Here is an 11196-nt window from a genome sequence, read left to right as displayed (position 1 = left end):
CCGGTGTCGGCCCTTCGGCCCGCCGGCCCGGCGGCGGGCCCGATGGTCGGTCCGCGGGCGCTACAGCCAGTCGTTCTTCTTGAACATCCGCCAGAGTCCCGCACAGACCGCGACCATCGCGACCATCACCGTCGGATAGCCCCAGCGCCAGTGCAGCTCGGGCATGTTGGTGAAGTTCATGCCGTAGACGCCGCAGACCATGGTGGGCACCGCGAGGATCGCCGCCCAAGCGGTGATCTTCCGCATGTCCTCGTTCTGGGTCACCGAGACCTGCGCCAGGTTGGCCTGCAGGATCGAGTTGAGCAGTTCGTCGAAGCCGGCCACCCGCTCGTTGACCCTGGCGAGGTGGTCCGCCACGTCGCGGAAGTACGGACGCACCTCCGGCGAGACCGGTCCCGCGTCGGCCTCGGCCGTCTGCGCGGCGACCCCCGTGCCCAGGCCGATGCCCGCGAGCCGTGCCAGCGGCCGCTCCATCGGCACACAGGCCCGCTTGAACTCCAGGACCTCGCGCTTGAGTTGGTAGATCCGGCCGGCGTCGGAGCTGCGGCGGCTGGAGAAGACGCTCTCCTCGATCTCGTCGACGTCGGTCTGCAGCCGCTCGATGACGTCGAGGTAGTCGTCCACCACGTGGTCGGCCAGCGCGTGCAGCACCGCCGAGGGGCCCTTGGCCAGCTGCGTCGGGTTCTGCTCCAGCTCCCGCCGCAGCGGACTCAGCCCGCCGTGCCGGCCGTGGCGCACCGTGATGACGAAGTCGGTGCCGAGGAAGGCCATCACCTCGCCGGTGTCGACCACGTCGCTCGTCGGCGTCAGGTGGTCGTGTTCGACGTAGCGGATGGTCTTGAACACCGTGAACAGCACGTCGCCGTAGCGCTCCAGCTTGGGCCGCTGGTGGGCGTTGACCGCGTCCTCGACGGCGAGCGGGTGCAGCCCGAAGAGCTCGGCGATGCCGGCGAACTCCTGCTGCGTGGGTTCGAACAGGCCTATCCAGACGAAGCCCTTGCCGCCCCGCTCGTCCCTGCCGCGCCATCGTCCGCCGCGCAGCCGCTCGGCCGCCTCGGCGACGGCGTCCCGGCCGACGCAGGCGCTCTCCACCCGCTTGCCGTCGCGGTAGAGCGCGCAGTCGACGAGCGCCTCCCCGGAGCGTGCGGGCTGCGCGCCCGGCCCCTTCTCGGCGCCCCGGCGGGGCAGGACGGCGGCACGAAGATCACGGAGATCACGGAACATCCCAGCACAGTAACAGCCGCCCGATGAGCGGACTTCGTCGTACTTTGCCGAAAACGAGCACGTCGGAACCGACCCTGCGCAAGGATGACCCCACAGCGACCGCCTGCGCCGAGCGTCACCGGGCCGGCAGCCCCGCAGGTCCGGGCAGAACGGAGCGCCGCCATGTCCGATGCCGTCCCCGCACCCGCCACCGACACCGCCGCCCTGTCCGGGGTCGCGGGGGAGACCGCCGACGTACCGGAGGCCCAGGCGCAGACCGCTGCGGACACCGCCGACGCCGACACCGCCGACGCCGACACCGCCGACGCCGCCGGCCCCGACGACGGGGACACCGCCGTCGCGGAGCAGGCGGGGCGGTGGCTGCGCGTCTTCCCGCGCCCCGACGCCGAGACGCTCGGGGTGCTGCGCGCGGACGCACTCCCGCTCGCTCTGGGCGCGGCTCTCGCCGTCGCCGCGCTCGTCCTGCACGACGGCTGGTCCCTGCGGCTCCCGGCGCACGTCGCCTTCGCGCTGGTCGCCGTCGCGCTCACGGCGCTGGACGCCCGCCTCCGCCGTCTGCCGGACGCGCTCACGTATCCGGCGTACCCGCTGTTGCTGCTCCTGCTCTGCCTCCCCGGCGCGGGCGGTCCGCTGCTCGGAGCCGTCCTCGCCTCGCTCGTGCTCGCGTTCGTTTACTACCTGCTGGCCCTCTTCGGTGGTGCGGGGCTCGGCGACGTGAAGGCGTCGGCCCTGGTCGGCCTGGTGCTGGGTTACCTGGGCTGGCGCTCGGTGCTGGCGGGCACGGTCTACGCCATGCTGCTGGCCGGCGTCTGGGCCGTCGCCCTGCTCGTCGCCCGCAGGGTCGGCCGCCGCAGCCAGCTCGCCTTCGGACCCTTCCTGATGACCGGCGCCCTGCTGGCCCTGCTGGTCTGACCTCGGTGGGGACGCCCTCGCCGCGGGGGTGCCGTCGCCCGCCGCGTCCGCCGGGTGGGCGTGCGAGGACGCGCACACGCGTTCACCCCGGGCGTCGGTCAGAGCGGCTGCCGGGCGCGGGCCGGGGCGCGTGGTAATCAGGAGGGTATGACTGACTCCGCTGGACGCGCCCAGTGGCTCGCTCCGCTGCCCTGGGCGCTCATCGCGGCCAGCGTGACCCTGGAACTCACGACGCCCTCGGCGCTCTCCTACCTGTCGCTGCTCAGCGCGGCCACGCCGCTCGCAGCGCTGTACTACAGCATCCGCTGGGTCGTCGCGGTCGCCGTGACCGGCGCCCTGGGCATGATCGCCCTCCAGGTGGACCAGGGGCGGGAGTACAGCAACCACTTCCTCGTCGACTTCGCGGCGAACGCGCTGATCGCCGGGGTCGCGATCTTCTTCACGGTCAGCACCCAGCGTTCGTCCCAGCGGCTCGAACGGGTCCAGGCCCTCGCCGAGGCCGCGCAGCGGGCGCTGCTGCGTCCGCTGCCGCGCCGGGTGGGCGTCGTCGCGCTGGCCGGCTTCTACCGCGCGGCCGACTCCGAGGCCCTGGTCGGCGGCGACCTGTACGGCGTCCGGCAGTCGCCCTGGGGGACCCGAATGATCCTGGGTGACGTGCGGGGCAAGGGCAACGGCGCGGTCGCCACCGTCTCCACCGCCCTGGCCACCTTCCGGGAGGCGGCCGCCGTGCAGGAGACCCTGACCGACGTCGCGGAACGGATCGAGCACGCCCTCGCGCTCGACTCGGCCGACGCGCACGACGACGAACTCTTCGTGACGGCGGTGCTGCTGGAGTTCCCCACCGACGAACCCGTCGTCCGGCTGCTCAACCGCGGCCACCCCCCGGTACTGATCATGGACGCCGAAGGGGTCCGCCCGCTCGACGTGCCCTTCGCGCTCCCGCTGGGCCTCGGGTCGATGCTCGGCAGCCCGGCGCAGCACGAGGTCACCCACCGGCTCGCCGAGGGCGACCTGCTCGTCGCCTACTCCGACGGCATCACCGAGGCGCGGGATGCGGAGGACAACTTCTACCCCCTCAGCGGCCGCCTGGGCGCGGCCTTCACCGGGCGGTCGGCGCAGCGCCGCACGCCGGCCCGCATCGCGGAGTTCATCGAGCACGACGTGGCCGTCTGGGCGGAACACCTCAAGGACGACGCCGTGGTCCTCGTGCTGGAACGCACCGAGTGATCGGGCCTTCCGCCGGGTTCCCTTCGTGCCCATCCCGAACCGCGCACAGTTCGTTACCGAACGACGGTTGCGCAGGGAGCCGTTCGCGCCGCTGAATGGTGCGACACGCTCACGCCGCCTCCGCCGTTCTCCCACAGGACCTCCATGCGCACCGACGCCGTCCCGTTGCCCATACCGCCGGCCCGGACCCCGGCCGACCTTCCGGCCGAGACCCCGGCCCGGACCCCGGCCCGGACCCCGGCCGACCTTCCGGCCGAGACCCCGGCCCGGACCCCGGCCCGGACCCCGGCCGACCTTCCGGCCGAGACCCCGGCCCGGACCCCGGCCGGCGCTCCGGTCGGCGCGCAGGCGGCCGCCCCGGCCGCCCCGGCCGGGCAGGCCCGCGTGCTCACGCTCACCGGAGACGCGCTCACCCCCGCCGACGTCGCCGCCCTCGCCCGCCGCACCCTGCGTCCCGCCGTCGACGCCACGGCTCGGGACCGGGTCGCCGGCGCCCGCGACGCCGCACTCCGCGCCACCGCGCGCAAGCGGGTCTACGGGCACACCACCGGCGTCGGCGCCAACCGGACCACCGATGTGCCCGCCTCCGCCGCCGACGCGTTCGGCATGAACCTGCTGCGCAGCCACAGCGGCGGCATCGGCCCGGTGGTGCCGGACGAGCAGGCGCGCGCCATGCTCGCCGTCCGGCTCAACCAGCTGCTCGGCGCGGGATCCGCCCTCGGCCTCGACGTCGTCGACCGGATCGCCGACGCCCTCGCCTCCGGCCACGTCCCGACCCTGCACGCCTACGGAGCCGTGGGCACCGCCGACCTCTCCGCGCTCGGGGAGCTGGGCCTCACTCTCGCCGGCGAACTGCCCTGGTCGGGCGGCGACCCGTGGACGCCGCCGCCCGCACCCGTCGTGCTGACCCACTGGGACGCGCTCCCGCTGATGTCCAGCAGCGCCCTGACGATCGGCCAGACCGCGCTCGCCGCCACCGATCTGGCACGGCTGCTGGACCGGCTGCCGCTCGTGGCCGCGCTGACCCTGACCGCCGTCCGCGGCTCCGCGGAGTCGTACGCCGCCCAGGTCCACGCCCGACGCCCGCACCCGGGCGCCACCCGTCTCGCCGCCCGGATGCGCACGCTGCTCGCGGACGCGGACTGGGAGGCCCCGCTCGTCCAGGACCCCTTCGGCCTGCGCTGCCTGCCCCAGGTCCACGGCGCGGCGCTGGAGGCGGCCGAGGCGCTCGACCGCATCCTCGGCGTCGAGCTCAACGCCGCCGCCGAGAACCCGCTGCTCGACGCCGACGGGCTGGACTACCACCACCACGGCGGCTTCCACCAGGCCGGACTCGCCCTGGCCGGCGACCAGTTCAGGCTCGCCCTGCTGGGCACCGCCCAGCTGTCGACGGCTCGCCTCGGCGTCCTGGTCGAGCCGGCGTTCACCGGCCTCGCCCCCTACCTCGCCGCCGACGTCCACGGCAGCAGCGGCATCATGATCACCGAGTATGCGGCCCAGTCCGCCCTGGCCGAGCTCCGCGCCTTCGCCCAGCCGGTCACCCTCGGCCACGCGGTCCTCTCCCGCGGCGTCGAGGAGCACGCGAGCTTCGCCTCCACGGGCGCCCGGCGGCTGCTCGACTCCGTCGAACCCTTCCGGCTCGTGCTGGCCTGCGAACTCCTCGCCGCGGTCCGCGCCCTCCGCCTCCGCGGCCTCGCCCCCTCCGGCGACGGCGAACTCCGGGCGTTCTACGACCACGCCGACTCGGTGCTCGACCCCACCGTCGCCGACCGCAACCTCACCGGCGCGGTCACCGCGGCGGCGGACCTGCTGACCGCCTGAGGCCGGAGACGGCCTCGCCCCGTGCCCGGCAGCCCTGTGCCGAGCGGCCCGGTGCTCAGCAGCCCTGCGACGGCTGCGCGGCCGGGGGCGCGGTCGCCTGCAGCATCCAGTCGGGCGGAGAGTCGCCCGGTCCGTGGGTCAGCTGCGCCGAGGCCATGCCGCCACCGGGCAGCGACTTGTGCCAGGACCCGCCGGGGCCGACAGGGCCTTCGTCGGCCTCCCAGCCCAGGTTCTGCATGGCCGTCCGCACGTGGTCGGCGACCTGGTCCGCCGAACCTCCGCCCCCGAAGGTGACGAGGACCGTGACCGGATCCCAGCCGTAGGTCGACTCGACCCCGTCGCACGAGTCCCAGTACGGCTCGACGCTCTGCTTCATCGCCACCTGCGCGCCGGGCGGCACCACGGACAGCACCGGCTGTACCGCCGCGAGCAGCCGATGGCCCGGATCCGGATCCCCGACCGGCTCGGGCCCGGAACGCGCTGCGCACCCGCTCAGGCCCGCGACGCCCATCGCGACGACGGCCGCGACCGCGGCGATCCCCGTGCCACCGCCCCGGCGATGGCCGAATCCCTGCCGCCGTCGCATTCCCGCACCCCCGCCCTTCGATCTCTTGCGGAAGGGTGACGCAGACCCGGCCGCCACGGTTCCACGCGACGGCAGCCCACAGCCGGGCCGCTGAGGCTCACCGCGGCCCGCGGCCCCCCTGCGCCACGATGCCGAGCGCCTCCGCGAGTGCCGCCCGCTGATCCGGCGTCAGGTCCGCGAGCAGCTCGTCGTCCAGGGTGTGCGCGAGCGCTTCGCAGCGCGCCAGCAGCGCGTGTCCCGTCTCGGTCAGGGTGAGCACCTGCCGCCGGCGGTCGTTCGGGTCCCGCGTCCGCCGCACCGCGCCGAGCGCTTCGAGCTGGTCCGCCAGGCTCACCACGAGGCTCGGCGCCACACCCAGCCGCGCCGCCAGCTCCTGCTGCGACTCCGCGGCGACCGCGGCCAGCGCCGTCATCAACCCGGCGTGCTTGGGCTTGAGCCCCAACTCCTCGACGGCGCGGGCGAATCGAGCTTCCGCGACGGCACCGAGCGTGCCGAGCTGGAAGACGGCGGTGGACGGCAGCCCGGTTCCCTTGACATCAGTCACATCGAGAACGATACATTGAAAATATCGTTCACAGCTCGAATGATTTGAAGAGAGAAGTGAGAGTCGCCATGCTCTGGACCGCCGTCAAGGACGCCAACCTGCTCCTCGCCCTGCTGCTCGAACTCGCCGTCTACGCCTCGGCCGCCTGGTGCGCGTGGACCCGCACCGGCCGCCGCCGGCTCAAACCGCTCACCGCGCTCGCGGCGGTCACCCTCCTCGCCACCGTCTGGGGCACCTTCTGCGCCCCGGCCGCCGCCCACCCCCTCCACGGCCCCGCCCGCGCCGCGGTCGAGCTCGCCTGGTACGCCGCCGGCCTCGCGGCCCTCTTCGCCGCGGCCCCGCCGGCGCGCCGCCGCACACTGGCTGCCGCCTTCGCCGGTGCGCTCGCGCTCAGCACGGCCATCGGGCACATCTGACCCTGCTGACCCTCGCGTGCTCTACGATCCCGTCCTGCCGCCAGCGAGCAGCAGACGCGATGACCCGGAGGTCCTCATCAACGAGACTGCGCCGAAGGCCGACAAACGAGTCCTGGCCTTCGCCCTGAAGCGGCCGCTGCTGGCCTTCTCCGTCTGGCTTGTGACGTTCACCGGAGTGGTCACGTCCGCGGTGTGGCTGCCGCGTGACGGCGCGTGGGCGCTGATCGCCGTACTTGCGACGGCCTGCGTCACCGGCGCGGCGGTCAGGTGGCGTCGCCGCCGCAGAGCGCGCAGCGCGGGCGTCTAACGGCTCAGCTCGGCGAAGCGTGTGTAGACGTCCAGGGGCAGCGGGTGCGCCAGTCGCAGGCTGATCCGCATCGGGCGGTCGTTCACATGGCCCTCGTACGTGGCCGGCCCGAGGTAGAGGAACGGCGGTGCCCCCAGCTTGCCGTCGGCCTTCTTCGTCTCCCGCACGAACAGGTGCAGGCTCGACCCACGCTCCTCGTGATGGATGTAGCGCTGGCCCTCCGGCGAGGAGGCGGACGTCCGCCCCTGGGTCTCCCACTGGAACAAGGTCGGTGTCACCACTCGGTCCTCATAGCGCGTGGACTCCGAGAAGTGGTGCTCCGACTTCACCAGAGTCACGAAGAAGGCATCAGCCTTGGCGTCGGGGAACCACTCCACACCGGTCGGCTGACCGCGGTACCGGCCACCGAAGGCCGCCACCGCCTCGGCGCGGCTGTAGTGGGCGTGAACGTGCAGCGGGACGGGGCCGCCCGGCTGCACCGGGCGGGTCAACCTGTGCATCCGGCGGCGGAGCACCGGAACCAACTCCCGCAGCTCCGAGACGCGCCGCTGCTCCGCGACCAGCAGTCGCAGCGCGTGCTCCAGCGGAGTGTCGCCGGAAAACGGGTCGTCCCACAGCATGGTGTTGGCCATCGCCAGGAGCCGGAGGGTCCGCGGATCACCGGGGTCGGAACGCGGAGCGCCGTTCTCGGCCAGAGCGCCCAAAAGGTCGAGCCGTTCGAGGTCGTCGGTGTGCAGCATGCGGCGGAGAGCGCCGTCCAGCCTGCCGTCCATGGGGCCCGCTTCGGGCAGGCTGAACGCGGCGGCCCGACGCAGGCCGGTCCACGTTCCGTCCTTGGGCCGGTACACGTCCTCCAAGGGGATCGCGGTCTCCTCGAGAAACCGCTCAAGCGTCCAGTCTTCGTGTCCGCGCAGTTCCGCGACCGTCCTCGCCCAGCGCGGGTTGACACTCGCCCTGAGGTTGTCGAGGACCACGCGACGGGCAACCGGGTCGAGTTGTACGGCGCATCCCGAGGGCAGTGACGGGAAGTCCTCCTGAACGGCTCTAAGCGCGTGAGCCCTGCTGCCGGCCGACAGGGCGCGAAACTTCGGTTCGAAGCGGAATTCCGCGTGCTGGGCGCCGATGAAGTCGAGCACGGTCAGCGCCTCCTTGTGGGGTGCGCGGCGCAGACCGCGGCCGAGCTGCTGCAGGAAGACGGTCGAGCTCTCCGTCGGGCGCAGAAACAGGACGGTGTCCACGGTCGGCACGTCGACACCCTCGTTGAACAGGTCGACGGTGAACAGGATGTTCACGTCACCGTCCTTCAGCGCGGACAGCGCGCCCTCTCGTTCGCCGTCGACGGACCTGGAGGTGATGGCGCGGGCCGGGATGCCTGCGGCATCGAAGCGCGCAGCCATGAACTCTGCGTGCTCGATCGACACGCAGAATCCGATGGCCCGCATCTGCCGGGCGTCGAGCACGTGCCGTTCCACAGCGGCCAGGACCAACCGCACCCTCGCGTCGTCGCCGGTGTAGAGGGAGGTGAGCGCCGCGGTGTCGTAACCGCCGCGCCGGGAGAAGCGCAGCCTGGCGAGGTCCGTCTCGTCGTTGATGCCGAAGTAGTGGAAGGGCACCAGCAGCCCGCGCTCGATCGCCTCCCACAGCCGCAGGTCCACGGCGGTGCGTCCGCCGAACCAGCGCGTGATGTCGGCCTGGTCGGTCCGCTCGGGTGTCGCCGTCAACCCGAGTAGTTCGCCGGGCTGGATGTGGTCCAGCAGCCGGGCGTAGGTGGTGGCGGTGGCGTGATGGAACTCGTCGACGATGACCATGTCGAACTGCTCGGGGTGCAGGTCGTCCAGGTCGACGGTGGCGAGCGACTGGACCGAGGCGAAGACATGACGCCAGCGCTCGGGACGTTGTCCTCCCACGTACTGCTCGCCGAAGGCGGGGTCTTTCAGCACATGCCGGAAGATGGACCGACTCTGGTCGAGGATCTCCTTGCGGTGTGCCACGAACAGCAGGCTGTCCACCTTGCCCTCGGCGCGAAGACGGCGGTAGTCGAGTGCGGCGACCACTGTTTTGCCGGTGCCCGTCGCCATGACGACGAGGTTCCGGTGGTGGCCGTGCAGATCCCGTTCTGCGCTCAGCTCGTCCAGCACCTGCTGTTGGTGCGGATGCGCAGTGATGTCGAACAGTGCCAGGTCGAGCGGAAGCCGGCTGGGCCCTCTCCGCTCCAGCTTCAGAGCCTCGCCCAGCCGGTGCTGCAGCTCCGGACTCTCGGGGTCGTAGCGCTCGAACTCCGGATCCTCCCAGTAGGACTCGAACGTGTCCGTGAAGGCGGGCATCAGATTCGAGGACTCGATCTCGGAGAACCGGACGTTCCACTCGATGCCGTCGGTCAAGGCAGGGCGCGACATGTTGGAGGAGCCCACGTAGGCGGTGGAGGTGCCCGACGCACGGTGGAAGTGCCAGGCCTTCGCGTGCAGCCGGGTGGCCTGGGTTTCGTAGGAGATCTTGACGTCCGCGCCGAGCCGGGTGAGTTCGTCGATGGCCCGCTGATCGGAGGCGCCCATGTACGTCGTCGTGATGACGCGCAGACGCCCCCCGCGAGCCGTGAGTTCGGCCAAGGGCTCGCGCAGCAGCCGCAGTCCGGACCACTTGATGAAGGCGCAGATCAGATCGATCCGGTCGGCCGAGCGGATCTCCCGTTCGAGCGCGTGCCCGATCCGCTCGCGGCCCCGGTTGGCGAACAGCGCGCTCGTGGCGAGCGACACGGTGGGTCGCGGAGGAAAGACGGTCTCGCCGGGCAGGCCCGCCTTCGCCGAGACGGCGAGCAGCAGTTCCTGGGCTGCCGCGATCATGGCTCCGCCGCCCGCCTGATCAGGGGCCAGATCTCCGAGAAGATGGACGATGCGATTCACCGTGGCCACCTGGCGGGCCAGTGCATCGCTGCGGTTTCCTTCGGCCTTGCTGTGCGCCCGCAGCGCCTGCCGAACCAGGGCGCCGACGTATCGACCGAATATCTCCGGCGCGTCCTCCGGGTCGAGCGGCTCCCGCAACACACGCCCCTGCTCCGTCGGCTCCTTCAGGAGTCGAGCCAGGGCCTCGGTCACGACGTGTTCGTACAGGCCGGCGGAGAGTGGTTGGGTCACGCCGGTACGATACCCGCCGGCGATACGCCGTGATCCGTTTCGGGTTGGCGGGACCGCAGCCGGGTGCGAACTGACTGCCCGTCAATGCCCATGCGCAGCCCGCAGCATCCGAGCGAGCGGGACGACTGCCGGCTACCCCTCCGGGGCGACGCGTCGAGCGGTGATCTCGGTGAGGTCGAGATCCAGCGGGTAGGGCACCGACGTCTTCAGGCGGTCACGGAAGATGCCCGTCGGCGCGTAGGTCCGGCTGACGGGCTCGAGCTCGAAGACGTAGACCACGGCGCGACCCTCGTCGTTCTCGACCCGCCAGTAGTGCCGGATCCCGGCCCGCGCGTACTTCACGGGCTTTGTCTCCCGGTCGCGGGACCTGGACTCGGGGGAGACGACCTCAAGGGCCAGCTTCACCGCTTCCGCCGGGAGACGGGTCTGCCCCGGCCCGGCGATCGCGTCGCCGAGGACGATCACGACGTCGGGTTCCGGGCGGTTCTGCGGATCGATGTCGATCGAGAACTCCCGCAGCACCTCGAGATGCGGCGGGGCGGCTGCGTCCAGGTGCCGTTCGAAGAAGCTCAGCGCCCGCGTGTGGAAGACGGTCTGCGGACTCGCGAAGACGAGACTCCCGTCGATCAGCTCCGTGTGGGGAGGCAGTCGGGGGATTCGATCCAGGTCGTCGGCCGTCCATCCGCCGGCCGGCGGGATGGGCCAGTGGTGGTCGGACGCCTCGGGTCGGACGCTCATCGAAGCTCCCATGGGACGGAGTCTCGCCGTTGACCTCAGGCTAGCGCCGGGACTTCGTCGGTGATCCCGCCAAGGTGTGAGCGGCCGCGCTTCGTGTTGACCGCGTGTCAGACATGACAAAGGCCCAGCTGTGCGGGAGACCGCCGAGCTGAGCCTTGAGTGTGCGCTTCCTGCGAAGTGCACCGACCTGCGCAAATGCGGCCTTGGAGGCTCTCAGGGCTGGGTTCCGAAGGTCCCCGCGATTCCCCGTGCTGTATCGGCCGTACTGGCACGGTTGTGGCACGCCGACG

General features: G+C 72.1%; 10 protein-coding genes. 5 read left to right on the top strand and 5 right to left on the bottom strand.

The genetic code is table 11. The annotated features are described in order from the left end of the window. Window positions 1-60 precede the first annotated feature (60 nt). Window positions 61-1224, bottom strand: a complete 1164-nt coding sequence (gene corA / locus BS83_RS37725) for a magnesium/cobalt transporter CorA (RefSeq protein WP_037607781.1) — start codon at window positions 1222-1224, stop codon at window positions 61-63. A 162-nt stretch (window positions 1225-1386) separates the two neighbouring features. On the opposite strand from corA, the gene BS83_RS37720 reads away from it, so the two are divergent. From BS83_RS37720 to BS83_RS37710, 3 genes are all read left to right on the top strand, one after another. Next, window positions 1387-2136, top strand: a complete 750-nt coding sequence (locus BS83_RS37720; RefSeq protein ID WP_051944857.1) for a prepilin peptidase — start codon at window positions 1387-1389, stop codon at window positions 2134-2136. Between the two features lie 147 nt (window positions 2137-2283). Next, window positions 2284-3363, top strand: a complete 1080-nt coding sequence (locus BS83_RS37715) for a PP2C family protein-serine/threonine phosphatase (protein WP_051944854.1) — start codon at window positions 2284-2286, stop codon at window positions 3361-3363. Between the two features lie 144 nt (window positions 3364-3507). After that, entirely contained in the window at window positions 3508-5184 is a 1677-nt protein-coding gene (locus BS83_RS37710) for an aromatic amino acid ammonia-lyase (RefSeq protein WP_084714736.1), read from the top strand. Window positions 5185-5239: 55 nt separating this feature from the next. Here the strand turns inward: BS83_RS37710 and BS83_RS37705 are convergent, their stop codons facing one another. Beyond that, on the bottom strand, window positions 5240-5770 hold the full coding sequence (locus BS83_RS37705; RefSeq protein WP_037607779.1) for a hypothetical protein: 531 nt from the start codon (window positions 5768-5770) through the stop codon (window positions 5240-5242). A gap of 97 nt (window positions 5771-5867) precedes the next feature. Further along, entirely contained in the window at window positions 5868-6314 is a 447-nt protein-coding gene (locus BS83_RS37700) for a MarR family winged helix-turn-helix transcriptional regulator (RefSeq protein WP_037607777.1), read from the bottom strand. A gap of 68 nt (window positions 6315-6382) precedes the next feature. Between BS83_RS37700 and BS83_RS37695 the strand changes: the two genes are divergently transcribed. Together BS83_RS37695 and BS83_RS37690 are read left to right on the top strand one after the other, a co-directional pair. Beyond that, window positions 6383-6730: a YrdB family protein gene (locus tag BS83_RS37695; protein WP_051944849.1), complete on the top strand. Its 348-nt coding sequence runs from the start codon at window positions 6383-6385 to the stop codon at window positions 6728-6730. Window positions 6731-6746: 16 nt separating this feature from the next. Continuing rightward, on the top strand, window positions 6747-7037 hold the full coding sequence (locus BS83_RS37690) for a hypothetical protein (RefSeq protein WP_037607774.1): 291 nt from the start codon (window positions 6747-6749) through the stop codon (window positions 7035-7037). Here the strand turns inward: BS83_RS37690 and BS83_RS37685 are convergent. Both BS83_RS37685 and BS83_RS37680 read right to left on the bottom strand, forming a co-directional pair. Further along, window positions 7034-10168, bottom strand: coding sequence for a DUF3427 domain-containing protein (locus BS83_RS37685; RefSeq protein WP_037607772.1), 3135 nt, complete (start codon window positions 10166-10168; stop codon window positions 7034-7036). The genes BS83_RS37690 and BS83_RS37685 overlap by 4 nt on opposite strands. Before the next feature lie 132 nt (window positions 10169-10300). Next, window positions 10301-10906 carry a Uma2 family endonuclease gene (locus tag BS83_RS37680; protein ID WP_037607770.1) on the bottom strand — a complete coding sequence of 202 codons (606 nt, stop codon included), beginning with the start codon at window positions 10904-10906 and terminating at the stop codon, window positions 10301-10303. Between the last annotated feature and the right edge of the window lie 290 nt (window positions 10907-11196).

This window comes from Streptacidiphilus rugosus AM-16 (assembly GCF_000744655.1).
In the GTDB taxonomy this organism is placed as follows: Bacteria; Actinomycetota; Actinomycetes; order Streptomycetales; family Streptomycetaceae; genus Streptacidiphilus; species Streptacidiphilus rugosus.
Note: the sequence above shows the minus strand (reverse complement) of the source record. Positions and strands in the feature narration are given on the sequence as shown.

What these genes read in the sequence shown, in the direction of transcription:
- BS83_RS37720 (WP_051944857.1), top strand. Translation starts at nt 1,387, where the DNA reads ATGTCCGATGCCGTCCCCGCACCCGCCACCGACACCGCCGCCCTGTCC.
- BS83_RS37680 (WP_037607770.1), bottom strand. Translation starts at nt 10,906, where the DNA reads ATGAGCGTCCGACCCGAGGCGTCCGACCACCACTGGCCCATCCCGCCG.
- BS83_RS37715 (WP_051944854.1), top strand. Translation starts at nt 2,284, where the DNA reads ATGACTGACTCCGCTGGACGCGCCCAGTGGCTCGCTCCGCTGCCCTGG.
- corA (WP_037607781.1), bottom strand. Translation starts at nt 1,224, where the DNA reads ATGTTCCGTGATCTCCGTGATCTTCGTGCCGCCGTCCTGCCCCGCCGG.
- BS83_RS37710 (WP_084714736.1), top strand. Translation starts at nt 3,508, where the DNA reads ATGCGCACCGACGCCGTCCCGTTGCCCATACCGCCGGCCCGGACCCCG.
- BS83_RS37705 (WP_037607779.1), bottom strand. Translation starts at nt 5,770, where the DNA reads ATGCGACGGCGGCAGGGATTCGGCCATCGCCGGGGCGGTGGCACGGGG.
- BS83_RS37695 (WP_051944849.1), top strand. Translation starts at nt 6,383, where the DNA reads ATGCTCTGGACCGCCGTCAAGGACGCCAACCTGCTCCTCGCCCTGCTG.